The sequence below is a fragment of the Neolewinella sp. genome, assembly GCF_965214665.1.
Lineage (GTDB): Bacteria > Bacteroidota > Bacteroidia > Chitinophagales > Saprospiraceae > Neolewinella.
The window spans coordinates 1,767,117-1,784,273 of sequence record NZ_OZ243970.1; the positions used below are offsets into that span (position 1 = coordinate 1,767,117).

The following is a 17,157-nucleotide window of genomic DNA, read 5'->3' on the forward strand; positions in this document are numbered from 1 at the left end:
GCTAAACACTAATCTCTTCACGCGCCGCTAGTACGGGCTCGAAGGTACTGGCCAGCGCGTCCTGTAATTGTTTCAAGACGGTAGCATCGACCTCGTTCGTGTGCTCGTCCATGAATACCTTTTTAAACTCCACCGATAGCACGCAGCTCACGTCCGGAAAGCGGTCGTGGATCCAGAGGTTGAAGTGCCCGCCGGCGAACTTCACGTTCTCGCGCACGTCCAGTGGCTGACCGGCTACGGTATGACCGCGCATGGTATTCAGGAAGGTATCGACAACGGGGGCCCACTTTTCCCGGTTCATGTTTCCAGTACCGACGTTGACCACGGGGTTAGCCTCCGGGTCGGCCGGCCGGCAGTCGTTGTCCTCCCGGCGGTGGTTGTAGGAATGGATATCGTATACCACAAAGCTGCCGTAGCGGTCTACCACCGACTGCAGGAACTTCTCGACCTCCGCGTAGAAGGCATCATACCCAGTCAGGGAACGGTCGATCATCTCCTGGTCAAGCGCATCGCGCCACACGGTCAATCCCCAGGCATCCTCGGGTTTTAGGTACACGGCCCGTTCGCGGCTGCGGTTCAGGTCCACCTCGAAGCGGCTACGTAGGCCGATGATGTATGGTTCGCGCAATTGGGCCCAGGTAGCAGTGTGGGGGTCTTCTTCGTACAGCCGTCCCTGCGCGCTGAGGGCAAAGCGGTCGTTGAGTTCTTTACGTACGGCGCTGCCATCGTGGACGGCGGTCAAGATCAACGGGGCGGGTGATCCGGTAATTGTAAAGTTGGGGTGCTCAATCATACCCGTTCAACTTAGGGGGCGGGGTGATGTTTGCCCCCCACCCTACCGATTGATCACATTCTTAAACCGTGGCCGCCGCGGCGTCACATCCCCCAGCCGCTCCTTCTTAGCCGCCTCGTACTGCGAGTAGTTGCCCTCGAAAAACTGAATCTGCCCCTCATCCTCAAAGCTCAGAATGTGGGTAGCCAGCCGGTCGATGAACCAGCGGTCGTGGCTGATCACCAGCACGCAGCCGGCAAAGCTATCCAGCGCATCCTCCAGTGCGCGCAGGGTATTGATGTCGATGTCGTTGGTGGGCTCATCGAGCAGTAGCACGTTGCCGCCCTCGCGTAGGGTCATGGCCAGTTGCAGCCGGTTGCGCTCGCCGCCGGAGAGTACGCCGACCTTCTTCTGCTGGTCGGCCCCGGCAAAGTTGAAGCGGCTTAGATAGGCGCGGGCGTTGACAGAGGTACTGCCCACCTCGATCATATCGTGGCCCTGGCTGACCACGTCGTAGATGGTCTTATTGCCGTCCTGTAGCTGGGTGTGGGCCTGGTCGACGTAGCTGATTTCCACCGTATCGCCGATCTTGATCTCGCCGGCGTCCGGCTCCTGCTCGTGCACCAGTAGGCGGAAGAAGGTGGACTTACCTACCCCGTTGGGTCCCAGGATGCCCACGATGGCATTCTTCGGGATGGTAAAGGTGGCGTTGTCGAACAGCAGCCGGTCGCCGAAGCCCTTCTTCAGTTGCTGCACCTCGATGACCACGTCGCCGAGGCGCGGTCCTGGCGGGATGTAAATTTCCAGATTCTTTTCGCGCTCCTTGCCCTCGTCACCCACTAGCTTATCGTAGGCGCTCAGGCGGGCTTTGCCCTTACTCTGCCGGGCCTTGGGGGCCATGCGGATCCATTCGAGCTCCCGCTTGAGGGTCTTCTGCCGCTTGCTCTCCTGTTTTTCCTCCTGCGCCAGGCGTTGCGACTTTTGCTCCAACCAGCTGGAGTAGTTGCCCTCCCAGGGGATACCCTCGCCGCGGTCCAGCTCCAGGATCCAACCAGCTACATTGTCTAAGAAGTAGCGGTCGTGGGTCACGGCGATCACCGTGCCGGGGAAGGATTGCAGGTACTGCTCCAACCAGTCGACGCTTTCAGCATCCAGGTGGTTGGTAGGCTCGTCGAGTAGCAGGATGTCGGGGTTAGAAAGCAGCAGGCGGGCCAGGGCTACGCGGCGGCGCTCTCCCCCACTAAGCACATCCACCTTGGCGTCATCGGGCGGACAGCGTAGAGCTTCTAGGGCCGTATTCAGCTTATTGTCGAGCTCCCAGGCGTTGCGGTTTTCTAATTCTTCCATCAATTCACCCTGGCGCTCGATGAGCTTATTCATCTCGTCGTCGCTCATCGGCTCCGAAAACTTCAGGTTGACCGCATCGTATTCCTTCATCAGGTTGACGGTCTCCTGCACGCCCTCCTCCACGACCTCGCGAACGGTCTTGTTGGGGTCCAGTTGCGGCTCCTGCTCCAGGTAGCCGATCTTGTAGCTGCCGTCGAAGACCACATTGCCCTCGTAGTTCCTATCTACGCCGGCAATGATTTTGAGCAGGGTCGACTTACCCGATCCGTTGAGGCCAAGCACGCCGATCTTGGCACCGTAGAAGAAGCTCAGCCAAATGTTATTGAGCACTTTCTTATTCGCTCCGGGGAAGGTCTTGGAGACCCGTTCCATGGAGAAGATGACTTTATTCTCAGACATGCTAGATAGTTGATTTAGCGGTCGGTGGTGGTTTTGTTGGTGAGGGCATCCTCTACGTAGGCCTGTACCTCATCGATGAAGCGTTGCAGGGCCGGGGGGGCGTCGTAGTAGACGGTGATGGTGCGCAGCTCGCCTGCTGCATCGGGCAGGGTGACGCGGGTGATTTGAGCGTCGACGGGGAGGGCGGCGTCGGGGTCATCCGGGTACTGTAAGGCAAGGTCCTGCTTTCTAAGGGCTTCGATAGCTTTACCCAGATCGCGGGCGGCCGCCCCATCAAAGGTAAGCTCATAGGTGCCAGGCCCTTGCAGACCGTTCGTTACATCGAGCACAGCGCGGTTGTCCCGCAGCAGTTGCAGGGTGTATACGTCACAGGTTCCGAAGCAGGCCGATTTACTGAGTTGCATGCGGGTATCCTCCCCCGGCACGATATCTTTCTGCGCCCCGCCGAGAGGTGCCTCGCCGATGCTACCCTGCCGTTCGATCTCGGCCGTTTCGTTCGTCTCGGTATCAACTACGGGAATGTCCACTTCCGGGGTAGGATTCTGGCCAGTAGTGTCCGGCCGCGTAGTAGGGGTAGAGGCCACTGGGCCGTCGGCAGGAGCGGCCGTGGTGCCGCGGTCGTTGGCCTCCGGGGCGCGTTCGGGCGTAGCGTCAGGGGCCGGGGCCGCGGGTGCAGCGGTGGTGGGATCGACCGCATCGACGCGTACGGGCTGCCGGGAACAGGTGAACACGCTCAGGCAGATCAGGAGGGCGAGTACGAATTGCATAGTGCGGTCGGGATAGGTACACAAAGGTAACCGCCCGGCGCGCATTGCCCCGGGCGGTCTCCTAAGTTAGTCGAGTGCCGGCCTAGTTCAAAAACGCCACGGCGGCCTCCGTAGCCCGCTTCAGGTATTTCTCATTTGCCTCGCGGTCCTGCATCAGCACGCCAAACTCGTCAACGAATTTGGTTTCCTTGATACCACAAAAGGCTAGGGTGCCCTTCTCTACGCTGCTGAACAGGTTCTCCATATCAACGTCCAGCTCATTGTAAATGGGTTCGGGACTGCCGTAGGTAGCGGCGATGAAGGCCTTTTTATCCTTCAATTTACCCACCCGACCGTTATCGTCGAAGTCCCAGGCAAAGCCCTTAGTAAAGGTGCGGTCGATCCAGCCCTTAAGGATGGCGGGCCGCTCGTGCCACCAGATGGGGTAGACGAAGACCAGCGCGTCGGCCCAGGCGATGTCCTTCTGCTCCTTAGCTACGTCGTCGGGTACCCTGCCCTCCTGCCAGGCCCCGAAATCCTTAAAGCCCAGGATGGGATTGAAGTCAGTGCGGTAAAGGTCCTTCATGCGAACCTCGTGGCCTTTTTCGGTTAGGGCCCTTTCGATGGATTTTGCGGTAGCGCCGTTGAGGCTGTCGGGGTTGGGGTGCGCGAGCACTAGGAGGACGGTGGACATGTAGGGTATTTTGTTGTACCTACATGGAATAAGGTGGGGTGGCAATTGTTGCCGATTTTGTCGGAAGTTTTTGATTTCTGGGCCTGCGCAGTCGGTAGACTGCGCGGAACGGCGCTGCCGGAGGCAGCATTTTACTTCTTCTTAGCCGCCGCCGCCTGCCGCTGCTGCTCCGCCAGCGCCTCCTGCAACCGGGCCGAAAAACCGCCCTTCTTCTTAGGCTTGGCCTTATTGGCGTTGAGCTTCGCGAGGAGCTTCTCCTGGTCGATGATGACGTTCTTGGTAATGACCGTCTGGGCGATGTTGAATACGTTTGAGAAGAAGAGGTAGCAGGTCAGACCGGCGGCGAAACTGTTGAAAAAGCCGAGGAAGGCCAGGGGCATGATGTACTGGAAGTACTTCATCATGGGCTGGGCCGAGTAGTCCATGTGCCGGCTGTTGTAGTAGGCGTAGATGACCGTAGTCACGGCCCAGAGCACGGCAAATAGACTCAGGTGGCCCTGCATGAAGGGGATCCACTCGGGCAGCCGCAAGATGGAGTCGTAGGTGCTCAGGTCGTTAGCCCAGAGGAAGTTCTCCTGCCGGAACTGAATGGAGGCCGGGAAGAAGCGGTAGAGGGCAAACCAGATGGGCATCTGCAGCACCATGGGCAGACAGCCGCCCAGGGGACTAGCGCCGTACTCCTGGTACATCTTCATCGTTTCCATCTGCGCGGCCTGGGCGTCGTCCTTGTGCTTGGCCTTGATCTTTTCGATCTCGGGCTTGAGCACCTGCATTTTGGTGTTGCTGACCAGCATCTTGTAGGTCAGGGGGTACACCAGCATCTTCACCAGCAGGGTGAGCACCAGGATAGCGATGCCCATGTTGCCAATGAAGCCGGAGAGGAAGTTGAACAGCGGCCGGATGATCCAGCGGTTGATGGAGCCGAAGATGGAGGAGCCGAAGCTGACTACGTCGGAAAGGTCGTAGCCGATGGCGCGCAGCCGCTCGAACTCGTTGGGGCCTACGTAGAACGACATACCAACGGTCTCCGAGCCGGAGGCGCCTACGGGAATCTGGATGTCGGAAACGAGGGTCTTCAGCTCGTCCTCCTGCAGCCGGTCGCGGTCCGCCACGGTGGTCAGTACGGCGCTAGCAAAGCGGTCGTCGGCGATCAGGGCCGAGGTGAAGAACTGCTGAGAACCGGCTACCCACTTCAGGGCCTGGTCATTCAGGTTTTCGGTGTCGTCGCTGGTGCAGGAGCAGTAGTCGGTATCGTCGTCGACGGGCTTGTAGTACAGCGTGGAGTAGCTGGCCTCGTACTGGGCGTTCTTTTCGATCTTGTCGAGGTGGTTTTCCCAGTGGAGTTGCACCGTGCCGTTGGTGGCGGCGATCACGTTGCTAAGGCCCTCGAATTGAATATCGTAGTCGATCAGGTATTCCCCGTCGGCCAGGGTGTAGCGCTGCTCGAAGTAGCCACCCCCATCGACCGGGGCGCGCAGGCGCAGGGTGTTGCCCTCCAGCGTGGGCTGGAAGTAAAGGTCGCTGGTGCGTACGCCCTCGCCGGCCACGCCATTAACCGGGATGATGTACTCGAACTTATTCTTTTCGTCTTCCAGCAGTAAAAGAGGGAGCCTGACCTCCGTGTCGTCGTCCTGCTCCACCACTTTGGCGTACTGCTTGAGTTCGGCCTGGCGGATCGTGCCGCCCTTAGTGTTAAAGGTGAGCTTCATTAGGTCATTTTCCAGGACGACGTCTTCGGCCGTGCCGGCGGCGGAGGCAGCAAAGGCACCGAAGCGGCTCCCGTACTTCGCCAGCCGCGCGGAGTCCGACAGCGTAGCGGCCGTCACGTCAGTCTGCACCGCGGGCTGAAGCTCCTCCCCCTCCCGGAGCTCGGTCTCGGTCAGGGCGGCCAGGCTGTCCTGGTAGCGCTGCTGCTGCTCGATATCGGCAGCGCTGGGTGCCACTACCCACTGCCAGGTGAGGAACAGCAGCATGATCAGCACGATACCAATGATGGAAGTTCTGTCCATCTCCATAGCTCAATTCTTTTTCCGTATCATTCCCTCTCTTCCCCACTTGCCAGTGGTTCCGTTCGGGGCCGCGAAGGTACGCACCCCGCGTCTATGACCCTCACCCCAATCGACCGGCCGACCTTGCTTCCCGACCAAGGCCTCCGGGAGGCCTACCGCAACGCAGCGTACCGTGTAAACGGTCACTGCCTGAAAATAGGTCACCCCCACCCCGATCTTGACCGCTACCTGGCAGACCACGGCCACACCGATTACGCCATTCTCACGGCCTACAATCCCCGCTCCACCCCCCTGCCGGAGCCGGTCAACCTACGTAGTGGGCAGCCTCGGTACCCTACCCCGCCTGGTCTGGCTTTGAGGCCCAGTGAATGGTCTCGATCGCGTGTACCACAGCCCGCCCCTCCGCCGCCGTAGTGGCTACCGCAGCCCGGCCCTGCAGTACGTCGACTACGTTGTCGATCACGAAGTGGTGATTGGCCGCCGAGCCCTGGTAAGGTCCGTAGCTGTTTGGCGGCGCGCTGGGTGCTAACGTGGGTACGCTAAGCCCCTCCACGTGGCAATACCGTAGCTCGTTCATGTACTGCCCGCCAAGCTTTACGGTGCCGCGCTGGCCGATGACCGTCAGGGTGGATTCAAAGTTGCGATCCCAAATGGCCGTGCTGAAGTTGAGACTGCCGAGGCCACCGTCCGCCAGGCGAAAGTGTACCATCCCGGTATCCGCAAAGGGGTGAAAGGCCGCGTGCGTCTGGTTGGCAAAGCGGGCGGCGGTCACCGCGATGGGGCCGAAGGTCCAGCACAGTAGGTCGATAAAGTGGGCAAATTGGGTGAAAAGCACCCCGCCATCTAGGGCCGCATCTCCGTGCCAGGGATGCGGCAGGCCCTCGTCACTTAGGTAGTAGCGGTGGTCGCGGTTCCAGAAGCAGTCTACGTGGACCTGCAGGATCTCCCCCAGCCGCCCCCCCTCGACCACCTCCCGGAGCCAGGCGGCGGCCGGACTGTAGCGGTTCTGCATCACGCCGAAGATGTGCAGCCGCTGTCGCTCGGCTTCGGTGATGAGGGCGTCGCACTCCGCCACCGTCAGGGCCAGGGGCTTTTCGATCACGACGTGGCGGCCGGCGCGTAGGCAGGCCAGGCCCTGCGCGGCGTGCAGTCCGTTGGGGGTGCACACGCAGACTACGTCGCAGGCTACCTCCGTGAGTAGCTCCGGTAAACCAGCGTACAGGGGCACCGCCTCCCCCACTCCCTCCGGCCACCGCAGCGCGGTCCGGTCGAGGACGTCACACACCCCCACCAGGGTAGCTTCCGGCTGGGCGGCAATCAGACTGGCGTGGCGGCGACCGATGTGGCCGAGGCCCACTACGGCGAAGCGAATCGAGGCGATACGATGAAAATTGAGCCGGCGAAGGTAACCGTAGTTGTGGCTTTAGCCGCACCACTCCACTGCCCCCCCCACCAGTTGGTATTCTCCACTATCGTTGCATCCCGCGTACCCGGCCCCATCGAATACCAGCCGGTTGCCCGCCCGACTCATCCACCCCACCCGCCGCGCCGGGGTCCCCACCACCAGGGCGTAGGCCGGCACGTCCTTAGTCACCACCGCCCCGGCTCCCACAAAGGCATACTCGTGCAGCCTCACCCCGCACACGATCGTCGCGTTCGCCCCGATGGTCACCCCCCGCTCGACTACGGTCGTCGCGTACTGTCCCCGCCGGTCCACCCCCGCCCGCGGATTGCGCACATTGGTAAAGACGGCCGACGGACCGATGAACACCCCCTCCCCTACCTCCAGGCCCGCGTACAGACTCACGTTGTTCTGCACCCTACACCCCCGCCCGAGCCGTACGCCGCCGGCTACGAACACATTCTGCCCCAGACTACAGTCCTCCCCCAGCTCGCAGTCCGGCATGAGGTGGCAGAAATGCCACACCTTGCTGCCCGCCCCGATGCGCGCCCCTTCATCCACTACGGCGGTGGGGTGTACGTAGTAATCCATGCTAAAAAAAGATGAGTAGGCCCAATCCCCCCACCAGCAGCAGTTTGATTTGCAGACTCAGCTTGCGGTAATCCACCTGCTGCCGGGCCCGTGCCAGCTGCCCCAGGATCACCAGCACGGCGATTAGCAGCAGACCGATACAGAGCAGCATCGGCGGATGCATAAAGGCCGGCCAGCCCAGGAAGATCGGACTCAGGATCGACACGATCACCATCACCCCCAGCACGATGGCTAGCCGCCGGCTCGTGGTCACGCCCAGCAGTACCGGGAGCGTACGGCGTCCTTCCTGCCGGTCGCCCCGTAGATCCTCCAGGTCCTTGACCAACTCACGCAGCAGGGTAGCCACGAAGGCAAAGGCCATGAAGAGGAAGCATACGCGTACGGTATCGATACCGAGACCCGGATTGACATCAAGGAGTGCCCCCAGCGCCCGCCGCTCGGTCAGCACCAGGATGCCCGGCACCCCGGCGCAGTAAAGCGCCACCAGTAAATTACCCAGAAAGGGCACTTTCTTTAGCGTTGCGCTATACAGGGCCAGCACCCCGATCGCCAGGGGAAAGAGAAACAGCAGCTGCCGCTCCCCCAGTCGGAAAGCCAGTAGTAACGCAAAGAGATAACCTACGAAGACCGTGGCCCCGAACAGCCACTGTACATTGGCCCGCCCCAGTTTGAGGACCATATTTTTGCCCGGGTGGTTGATCGCATCGATGCGCACGTCCCGCAGGTCGTTGACCAGGTAGCCGGAGGCCGTGACGGCCACCGTGACCAGGCAGAGCTCGAAGAATTTCCACGGCCGCAGCACCCCCGCGATACCCTCCGCGTCCAGGGCGGGTAGGATGATGCGGTAGTACACCAGCACCTGCGTCAGTGCTACCACCACAAGATTCTGTAGGCGGATCAGACGGAAGAAGTCGAGCAGGGGCAGGGAAGACATGGCCGGCTCCGCTTATTTCAGTAGCGTGCGGCTGATAACTAGCCGCTGAATCTCCGAGGTACCCTCCCCAATGGTGCACAGCTTGCAGTCGCGGTAGTATTTTTCCACGGGGTAATCCTTCGTAAAGCCATACCCCCCGAATATCTGCACCGCCTCATTCGCCACCCGCACGCTCGTCTCCGAGGCGTAAAGTTTGGCCATGGCCGACTCCCGCGTCACGGGCTGCCCGGCATCCTTGAGCCGTCCGGCGTTGCGGGTCAGTAGCTCGGCGGCCTCGATCTCAGTGGCCATATCCGATAATTTAAAGGCGATAGACTGAAAGCGGCTGATCGCCTTGCCGAACTGCTCGCGCTCCTTGGAGTAAGCCAGGGCGGCATCCATGGCCCCCTTGGCAATACCCAGACTTAGGGCGGCAATACTGATGCGCCCCCCGTCCAGAATCTTCATACTCTGGATGAAGCCCTCGCCCACCTCGCCGAGCACACGGTCGGCCGGCAGGTAGCAATTTTCGAAGATGATCTCGGCCGTTTCGCTGGCGCGCATCCCGAGTTTGTCCTCCTTCTTACCCCCGCGAAAACCCTCGTCCCCCCGCTCCACGATAAAGGCCGTCATGCCGTGGCTGTCCAGCAGCTCGCCGGTGCGGGCGATCACCACGGCTACCTCCCCGCTGATACCGTGGGTGATGAAGTTCTTGGCCCCGTTGAGAATATAGCCGCCATCGGGCTGCCGCTCGGCGACGGTGCGCATCCGGCCGGCGTCGGAGCCGGTGTTGGGCTCGGTCAGGCCCCAGGCGCCGAGGTGCTCGCCGGTCGCCAGTTGAGGTAGGTACTTTTGCTTCTGCTCCTCGCTGCCGAACAGGAGGATATGGTTCGTACACAATGAGTTATGCGCCGCCACGCTCAGTCCAATACTGCCACACACCTGGGCAATCTCGTCGATCACCGTAATGTAGGCATCGTAGCCCAGCCCCGTACCGCCGTACTCTTCCGGCACCAGTACGCCCATGAATCCGTATTCCCCCAGCTGGCCGAATAGCTCACGGGGAAAGTGCTGGGTTTCGTCCCACTCCATCACGTGGGGGGCAATGTGCATGCGGGCAAAATCGGCCGCACTCTGGCGGATCATTTCCCGCTGCTCCGCCTGGGCGCTGGCGAGGGTGGAGGAGGTAGGTACTGCAGTCATGGTTGTGGTGGTCTGGTTAAGGGCGTCGGAGGTAAAATGTTAAAGTAGCACAAATGTTAGTCGGGCGGGGCCGCGGGTGCAAGGTAAGTCGATTTGGCGACCGTAAATAAAGAAGACCGCGTTTAATCGCTTCAATAAGTCTTTACCAAATGTTGTTTCAAATATTGCATACTGTAGCAACTAAAACAAAACGAACGTACAAAAAATATGTGTGAACCCAATATTAATTCGGTATGGGTCAAGCAACTTAGGCGATTAGCGGCCGTTTCATGCTCACCTAACGGATGAACAACCTAAGCCCCCAAATTTACCGACATGTACCGCGCATTTAACCCCCTCTTAGGCGTCTTTTTTCTGAGTCTGTCACTCTCCGGCCAGTCTGTCTTCGATGCGCTATACGGGGAGGAGGTGGACCGGGCGGTAGCTGTCACCCTCACCGTACCGCTGGATAGCCTCGCTGCCCGCTCGGCCTACGAACAGGCCGGCCAGCTGATGTTTACCGATCACGACGGGGCCCCGCGGGTGTTCGGCGTGGAGGTTTCGCTGCGCGGCAAGTTCCGCCAGGTGCGCTGCGGCTTTCCCCCCCTGAAGCTCGATTTTGCTAAGGGCGAACTGCGGGCCAGCGGCATGACTACCCACGACAAGTATAAGCTCGTCCCGGCCTGCTACGCCGACAGCACCGCCCAGGCGCTGGTGCTCAAAGAATACCTCGCCTACCGTGCTTACGCCCTGCTATCTCCCGAGGCCCACTTCCGTGCCCAGCTGCTCCGAATCACCTACCGCGACGCCGCCGCCGGCCGCCCCGACCGCACGGAGTACGCCTTTCTGCTCGAGGACCCCGATGAAATGGCCGAACGCAGCGGCGGCACCGAGTTCGGTGACTCCCTGGGCCTGACCCCCAACCGCTACGTCGCCGGGGCCGAGGCCCGCCATGCCCTACTTCAGTACCTGCTCGGCAACGGCGACTGGAGCCTCGACCTGCAGCGCAACGTCAAACTCGTGGAGCTCCCCGACGCACAGTTGATCCCCGTAGGCTACGACTTCGACTTCAGTGGGTGGGTGGGCGCGCCCTACGCCTCCCCCTCGCGCCAGCACGGGCAGCAGAGCATCTACCAGCGGGTCTACCTAGGGTACCGGCAAAGTGATCGTATCCTGGGTGAGGTTGCCCAGTCGTTCCGTGACCACCGCCGCGAGCTGCTCCGTCTGATTGGCGATTTCGATCTGCTTTCCGAGCAGGAGCGCACGGTGCTACAGCGCTTCGTAAAGCGTTTCTACGACGAGTTGGGCACCATGACCGCCGATACCCGACTGGAGCTCTACCGTCAATTGCGGGGAGAGACCGCCGCCATCATTCCGCCCGGTAGCCAGCCCCAGTATTACGGCGTCGGCGCCCGCTAGGGTGGCTACCTTTGCTGCCATGACGACCCCCAGTCCGACCCGCTCGCGCGCCCAGGAAAGCCGCGCCGCCGTCCAACGGCTCTACATCGCCATGCGCCACCTGCTCATCCGCGGCAGCTACAAGCCCGGCGGCATGAGCGGCAAGACACTGATGGATAGCCTCATGGTCCTGCGCCCCGAGATCTACGGCTCCATCACCGATACCGAGCGCGTGGAGCTCAACGGATTGCACTACGTCTTCCAGCGCCTACCCAAGGGCATTGAGGAGTGCCGCTTCATCCGCCTCATCACCCGCGAGGGCTACGAGAACAGCCACTTCCCCCCCATCGTACCCCCGAAGCGGCGGCGCAACGCCTACCGCATCGACGCCCACGAGGTGTACATCGAGATGACCCGCGGGCGCAGCGATATTTACGACATCCTTACCCACCTGACCTTCCTCTACGCCGAGGCCAACAAAATTTATCGCAATAGCCTCGACAGCAAGGGCCGCCCGAAACGCGAGTGGCGCCTGCTGGCCGAGATCGTCGAGCACGAGCGCAAGGGGGAGGACTTTAGCCGGGAGACCGCCTACACCTACCTCAGCACCCTGCTGGGGCGCACCTACGACGAGGTGGTGGTCGCCTGCCGCCGCTTTGCCACCGAGGAGCAGGTGAGCTCCCTTTTTCACATCACCTACTGGCTCGGTCACCTGGCGAAAGAAGAACTCGAAAATGATGCCGACCGCGAGGTGTCCTTTTCCAGTAGCCTGCGCGAAAAGACCGGTCACCATCACTACGGTGAGGTCTGGGCGGAAGCCGTCAAGGCCCTACTCCTCGAACGCGGACTCATCGAGCGCCCCTTGCACATCGTAAGTGCCAATCTCCATAGCGTGATGAACACCCTGTTTGCACCCGCGTCCACCGCCCAGAAGTTACGCGGGAACCGGAACGTGTTCGACGTGGCACGGGCCCTGTCGCAGCCGGACTACCGCCACCTGCGGCCCCTGGTCACGGAGCTGGCCCTGAAAAATGGTATGACCGAACTGGTAGATACCAGCGGCAGCAATATCGGCGTGCAGCTTTTCGATACCGCCGCCTTCGATTCGGAGCTGGTGAGCCGGGAGTTAGCGTACGTGCCGGCCGCGGATCCGAACCGGGCTCCCGTCATCCTGGTGATGGACTATGCCTTTGGCGAGCAGGCCTACGAGAGTATGGACGAGCTGCTGCGGCCCTACCACGTGCCGGGCGAGGATACGGTCTACGACATGCCGGTGGCCAGCATCAATATCATGGGCAAGGCCGGTATCCTGGAGGGAGTTAAGGGCGACCTGATGATCCCCAACGCCCACATCTTCGAGGGCACGGCCGATAACTACCCTTTCCACAATGACTTCACCGCCGCCCAGTTCGCCAATCAGGGGCTAGGAGTATATGCCGGCCCCATGGTCACCGTGCTCGGTACTAGTCTGCAGAACCGCGAGATCCTCGACTACTTGCTCCAGAGCAGTTGGCAGGCCGTAGGGCTGGAGATGGAGGGCGCGCACTACCAAAAGGCCATCCAGGCGGCCACCCACATCCGCAAGAGCGTCAACCCCGCGCTCAAACTTCGCTACGCCTACTACGCCAGCGACAACCCCCTGGTCACCGGCCACACCCTGGCCAGCGGCAGCCTGGGGGTGGATGGGGTGAAGCCGACCTACCTGATCACGGTGGAAATTCTGAAGCAGATCTTTTCCGCCTGATCGCCGCAGCGGCGGTCAAACCATAGGATTGCGACGGCCCCGCGCCCTACGCCACAGCGCGATCAGTCCGCCCAAAAGCAGCACGATGGGCCAGATACTAATCAGCCCCAGTACCAACTCCTGGATCAGTTCCCAACCAAAAACGAAGGCGCTACCAATACGGCTCCAGAAGCCACGCTCGTAGGCCGTGCCAGTCTCGCGGTACTCTTGCGTCTGGTAAAGATTAAGGGTAAGGGTGGAAAGGCTCACCTGATCGCGCAGGTAGCGTAGCCTACCCTCCTGTGCCTCAATCTCTTCGGTGATGGTACGAATCTTTTCCTCCGCATTGAGAATATCCTCCACCTTCTCGGCGCGGGTGCGCAGGATTTCGGTGTAGCGGTCGCGGACGGTCCGCTTGGTCTGGAGCCGGCTTTCCAGGTCGAGCCACTCCTCGGTGACGTTGCGGCTATCGAGGTTCTGGTAGTCGATGTGCTCGGCTAGGCGGGGCAGTTCATCAAGTACCGGTTGCAGGCGGTCGGCGGGCAGGCGCAGCACCAGCTCGGCGGTAAGCTCATAGGGGGAGTTAGTACGGTGTTGACTGGCCACGAAGCCGCCCCGCCGGTCCAGAAGGGTGCTGAGTTGGTACAGGGCGGAGTCTAAGTCGGTGACTTCGGCGCGGACCGTAGCGGTGTAGATGATGCGTTGCTGGTTGCCTTGCGAAGGAGTTTGCACCTGCGGCCCCGGCAGATTTGGGGGAGGGGGCGGCTCTGCTGACCAGGGCACTTCTAGTTCAATCTCGGTGGCGGCAGCGGTGTCTGCATGCTGCTCCCCGGCGCAAGCTACGAGGAAGAACAGAAGGAGGAGTGACACAAGGCGCATACGTAAGTGCTTTCCTCCTAGATGCGGGCGGGGGGTGAAAAGCACAGGGCGCTACCATAATTCCCCAACCCCCGGCAGAGTTAGGTAGTTGTAAACCCCAAATTAAGCCCCGTGTATGTTGCGTTTTTTCTACCTAACCCTCTGCCTTAGTTTTTTTGCTCCGCTACCGGCCCAGCAGCTGACCGACCGGTCGATCGACCCCAAAACCGAATCGGTGTACCGCGTGCGCACCCTCTACGAAGGTCTGGGGGGCCTGGCCGTCATGCTCGGTAGCACCGCCGGCATTGACGATTTGCGCAATAAGCCGGATATCAGTGACGAGACGCTCGTTCGCCTGCAGCAGACCGAGACCGGCCGACTCGACCGCTGGGGGCTAGAGCAAGACGCCCTCAGACGCCGCAGGGGGGAGGAGGCCAGCGATCGGGTATTCAATGCGTCCATTCTACTCACCGCGGGGCTCTTCATCGACAAAAAGTTCCGCAAGGACTGGCTCGACATTGGCGTACTCTACCTACAGGCGCACGCGCTGAGCGCGGCTACTTACGCCTACTCGCCGCTGGGGCCGCGTTTCATCGACCGCTACCGTCCCGTGGTGTACTACAAAGAACTGAGCTACGACGAGCGGCGGGCCGGCAACAACCGTAATGGCTTTTTCAGCGGCCACGTCTCGACCACCGCCGTCGGTACCTTCTTCTTTACCAAGGTGCTCTCGGATTACAATCCGCAGTGGACGGGCACCCAGCGGGCACTGGCCTTCACCCTGGCCGCCCTACCCCCGGCCTACGTGGGCGTGCAGCGGGTACGGGCGCTCAAACACTTTCCGACCGATTCGGTGGTGGGCCTCGGCGTAGGTGCCTTTTTCGGCGTGATGGTGCCGCAGGTGCATAAAGTTTGGCAGCGTAAGCACGTCAGTCAGCTCAGCATCGGCGGCAACTACCGGGACGGCGCAGGCAGTGCCGGCCTGGTGCTTACTTTTTAGGCGGGGCCGCAGGTGCAGGGTTTTAGGTGGGCGGACTATCTTTCCCCTTTATACCCCGCCACTATGCTCGACCTCCTGACTATCCACAATACCGCCCAGGCCGATATTAGCTACCGCCACGTGGGTAGCACTGACGTGACCCGCTACGAGAAGATGCACGTGGAGGTCTTTCGCGATTCGGGGCAGGCCTCCATTGCCGTGGCCCACGAGATTGCCGACCTGATGCGCGATAAGGCCTCCCGCGGCGAAAAGTGCGTGCTGGGTCTAGCCACCGGCTCCTCGCCCATTCGCGTCTACGCTGAGCTGGTCCGACTGCACCGGGAGGAGGGGTTGGACTTCAGCCACGTGATTACCTTCAACCTTGATGAGTACTACGAGTTGCCGCCGGCCAACCGGAACTCCTACTGGTACTTCATGCATGACCACCTGTTTAATCACGTCAACGTGGCACCGCGCAACATCAACATCCCGAAGGGTAATATTCCCCTGGATGAGGTGTACCGCCATTGCATGGACTACGAGGCCAGGATCATGGCCTCCGGGGGGCTCGACTTCCAGCTACTCGGCATCGGCCGTACCGGTCACGTGGGCTTTAACGAACCGGGCTCCAACTCCCGCTCGCTGACCCGGCTGATCACTCTCGATCACCTCACGCGGGTGGATGCGGCCGGCGACTTCCAGGGGATCTCCAACGTGCCCACCCGAGCGGTGACCATGGGCATCCAGACCATCAACCAGGCGCGGCGCATCGTACTCCTGGCCTGGGGCCATAAGAAGGCCGAGATCATCCAGCAGACGGTCGAGGGGGAACGGACCTCCGAGATACCGGCTACCTACCTGCAGGAGCACCCCAACGTAACGGTACTGCTCGATGAGGAGTCCAGCGCCGAGCTGCGCCGCTTCAACACCCCCTGGCTGGTGGGGCCCTGCGACTGGACCGACACGCTGGAGCGTAAGGCCATCGTGTGGCTGAGCCGCCACGTGGACCGGCCCATCCTGAAGCTGACCGAGCGCGACTACAACAGCAATGGGATGTCGGACCTACTGGCGTTGTACGGCTCGGCCTACGACCTCAACATTCGTATGTTCAATCAGCTACAGCACACTATCACGGGCTGGCCCGGCGGTAAGCATGGCTTCGACGACACCTTCCGACCGGAACGGGCCAACCCGGAGGTCAAGCGGGTGATCATCTTCAGTCCCCACCCGGACGACGACGTCATCTCCATGGGCGGCACCTTCGAGCGGCTCATCGCCCAGGGGCACGACGTACACGTAGCCTACCAGACCAGCGGTAACAATGCCGTGACCAACGCCGACGCGCGGCGCTACGCCGAGTTCAGCCGCGACCTGAGCGAGAACTTCGGGGCGGGCAACGCGCGGCTCGACTTCATCATCAACGAGCTCAGTGACACCAGCACCGGGGCCAAGGCCGACTCGGCCGACATCCGCAAGATCAAGTCCCTAATTCGCCGGGGCGAGGCCATCGCCGGGGCCCGCTTCGTGGGGGCGGCCGACGACCACATTCACTTCCTGGACCTGCCCTTCTACGAAACCGGCAGCAACCGGAAGAACGAGCTGGGGGAGGACGACATCCGCATCACGCGGGAGCTCATCGAGCGGGTACGGCCGCACCAGATCTTTGCCGCCGGTGACCTGGCCGACCCCCACGGCACCCATAAAGTATGCCTGGACTCCATCTTTATGGCCCTGAAGGAGCTCAAGGGCGATCGGCCCCCCTGGCTCGCCGACACCTGGCTGTGGCTCTACCGCGGGGCCTGGCAGGAGTGGCCCGTGCACGAGATCGAGATGGCCGTGCCGATGAGTCCGGCCCAGGTGGAGGCCAAGCGCAACGCCATCTTCTTCCACCAGAGCCAGAAGGACGGCGCGATGTTCCAGGGCGAGGACAACCGGGAGTTCTGGCAGCGGGCCGAGCAGCGCAATCGCGAGACCGCCCGGCTGTACAATCAGCTGGGGCTCACCGAGTACGAGGCCATGGAGGCCTTCCGGCGGCGGGATTTTTAGCCGGGGTACACTATTTGATTATTGCTACGGGTTAATAGGGTGCCTTTCGTGCCGTGGCCGGCTATTGCTGGTACGGACTCTTGCTTTCTGTCTCTCAT

The 17,157-nt window shown here is 61.4% G+C and carries 14 protein-coding genes; 4 read left to right on the forward strand and 10 right to left on the reverse strand.

What is annotated here, in order from left to right:
- Window position 1: 1 nt before the first annotated feature.
- From ACOOHD_RS07930 to ACOOHD_RS07970, 9 genes are all read right to left on the reverse strand, one after another.
- On the reverse strand, window positions 2-793 hold the full coding sequence (locus ACOOHD_RS07930) for an N-formylglutamate amidohydrolase (protein WP_420461032.1): 792 nt from the start codon (window positions 791-793) through the stop codon (window positions 2-4).
- Between the two features lie 42 nt (window positions 794-835).
- The gene (gene ettA, locus ACOOHD_RS07935; RefSeq protein ID WP_420461033.1) at window positions 836-2,518 is read right to left on the reverse strand and encodes an energy-dependent translational throttle protein EttA; all 1,683 of its coding nucleotides are present in this window, start codon (window positions 2,516-2,518) and stop codon (window positions 836-838) included.
- Between the two features lie 14 nt (window positions 2,519-2,532).
- Window positions 2,533-3,285: a DUF6438 domain-containing protein gene (locus ACOOHD_RS07940; RefSeq protein WP_420461034.1), complete on the reverse strand. Its 753-nt coding sequence runs from the start codon at window positions 3,283-3,285 to the stop codon at window positions 2,533-2,535.
- Window positions 3,286-3,367: 82 nt separating this feature from the next.
- Window positions 3,368-3,958 (reverse strand): NAD(P)H-dependent oxidoreductase, encoded by a 591-nt coding sequence (locus tag ACOOHD_RS07945; protein ID WP_420461035.1) that lies wholly within the window; start codon window positions 3,956-3,958, stop codon window positions 3,368-3,370.
- 131 nt (window positions 3,959-4,089) lie between these two features.
- Complete coding sequence (gene yidC / locus ACOOHD_RS07950; protein WP_420461036.1) at window positions 4,090-5,973, reverse strand: membrane protein insertase YidC; 1,884 nt, start codon at window positions 5,971-5,973, stop codon at window positions 4,090-4,092.
- Between the two features lie 328 nt (window positions 5,974-6,301).
- A complete protein-coding gene (locus tag ACOOHD_RS07955; RefSeq protein WP_420461414.1) occupies window positions 6,302-7,348 on the reverse strand; it encodes a Gfo/Idh/MocA family protein in 1,047 nt (348 codons plus the stop codon).
- A 42-nt stretch (window positions 7,349-7,390) separates the two neighbouring features.
- Window positions 7,391-7,960, reverse strand: coding sequence for an acyltransferase (locus tag ACOOHD_RS07960; protein ID WP_420461037.1), 570 nt, complete (start codon window positions 7,958-7,960; stop codon window positions 7,391-7,393).
- Between the two features lies 1 nt (window position 7,961).
- A complete protein-coding gene (locus tag ACOOHD_RS07965) occupies window positions 7,962-8,894 on the reverse strand; it encodes a UbiA family prenyltransferase (RefSeq protein ID WP_420461038.1) in 933 nt (310 codons plus the stop codon).
- Window positions 8,895-8,906: 12 nt separating this feature from the next.
- Complete coding sequence (locus ACOOHD_RS07970; protein ID WP_420461039.1) at window positions 8,907-10,076, reverse strand: acyl-CoA dehydrogenase family protein; 1,170 nt, start codon at window positions 10,074-10,076, stop codon at window positions 8,907-8,909.
- 315 nt (window positions 10,077-10,391) lie between these two features.
- On the opposite strand from ACOOHD_RS07970, the gene ACOOHD_RS07975 reads away from it, so the two are divergent.
- Together ACOOHD_RS07975 and ACOOHD_RS07980 are read left to right on the forward strand one after the other, a co-directional pair.
- A complete protein-coding gene (locus ACOOHD_RS07975) occupies window positions 10,392-11,474 on the forward strand; it encodes a hypothetical protein (protein ID WP_420461040.1) in 1,083 nt (360 codons plus the stop codon).
- Between the two features lie 19 nt (window positions 11,475-11,493).
- The gene (locus ACOOHD_RS07980) at window positions 11,494-13,197 is read left to right on the forward strand and encodes a DUF6909 family protein (protein ID WP_420461041.1); all 1,704 of its coding nucleotides are present in this window, start codon (window positions 11,494-11,496) and stop codon (window positions 13,195-13,197) included.
- Between the two features lie 15 nt (window positions 13,198-13,212).
- Here ACOOHD_RS07980 and ACOOHD_RS07985 read toward each other — a convergent pair whose 3' ends face one another.
- Entirely contained in the window at window positions 13,213-14,046 is an 834-nt protein-coding gene (locus ACOOHD_RS07985) for a DUF4349 domain-containing protein (protein WP_420461042.1), read from the reverse strand.
- A gap of 124 nt (window positions 14,047-14,170) precedes the next feature.
- Between ACOOHD_RS07985 and ACOOHD_RS07990 the strand changes: the two genes are divergently transcribed.
- On the forward strand, window positions 14,171-15,034 hold the full coding sequence (locus ACOOHD_RS07990) for a phosphatase PAP2 family protein (RefSeq protein WP_420461043.1): 864 nt from the start codon (window positions 14,171-14,173) through the stop codon (window positions 15,032-15,034).
- A 63-nt stretch (window positions 15,035-15,097) separates the two neighbouring features.
- A complete protein-coding gene (gene nagB / locus ACOOHD_RS07995; RefSeq protein ID WP_420461044.1) occupies window positions 15,098-17,059 on the forward strand; it encodes a glucosamine-6-phosphate deaminase in 1,962 nt (653 codons plus the stop codon).
- Window positions 17,060-17,157: the final 98 nt, after the last annotated feature.

Excerpts from the sequence above, each read along its gene's own strand:
- ACOOHD_RS07945 (WP_420461035.1), bottom strand. The coding sequence starts at position 3,958 with ATGTCCACCGTCCTCCTAGTGCTCGCGCACCCCAACCCCGACAGCCTC.
- ACOOHD_RS07960 (WP_420461037.1), bottom strand. The coding sequence starts at position 7,960 with ATGGATTACTACGTACACCCCACCGCCGTAGTGGATGAAGGGGCGCGC.
- ACOOHD_RS07980 (WP_420461041.1), top strand. The coding sequence starts at position 11,494 with ATGACGACCCCCAGTCCGACCCGCTCGCGCGCCCAGGAAAGCCGCGCC.
- nagB (WP_420461044.1), top strand. The coding sequence starts at position 15,098 with ATGCTCGACCTCCTGACTATCCACAATACCGCCCAGGCCGATATTAGC.
- ACOOHD_RS07930 (WP_420461032.1), bottom strand. The coding sequence starts at position 793 with ATGATTGAGCACCCCAACTTTACAATTACCGGATCACCCGCCCCGTTG.
- ACOOHD_RS07990 (WP_420461043.1), top strand. The coding sequence starts at position 14,171 with ATGTTGCGTTTTTTCTACCTAACCCTCTGCCTTAGTTTTTTTGCTCCG.
- ACOOHD_RS07975 (WP_420461040.1), top strand. The coding sequence starts at position 10,392 with ATGTACCGCGCATTTAACCCCCTCTTAGGCGTCTTTTTTCTGAGTCTG.
- ACOOHD_RS07940 (WP_420461034.1), bottom strand. The coding sequence starts at position 3,285 with ATGCAATTCGTACTCGCCCTCCTGATCTGCCTGAGCGTGTTCACCTGT.
- ettA (WP_420461033.1), bottom strand. The coding sequence starts at position 2,518 with ATGTCTGAGAATAAAGTCATCTTCTCCATGGAACGGGTCTCCAAGACC.
- ACOOHD_RS07970 (WP_420461039.1), bottom strand. The coding sequence starts at position 10,076 with ATGACTGCAGTACCTACCTCCTCCACCCTCGCCAGCGCCCAGGCGGAG.
- ACOOHD_RS07965 (WP_420461038.1), bottom strand. The coding sequence starts at position 8,894 with ATGTCTTCCCTGCCCCTGCTCGACTTCTTCCGTCTGATCCGCCTACAG.
- yidC (WP_420461036.1), bottom strand. The coding sequence starts at position 5,973 with ATGGAGATGGACAGAACTTCCATCATTGGTATCGTGCTGATCATGCTG.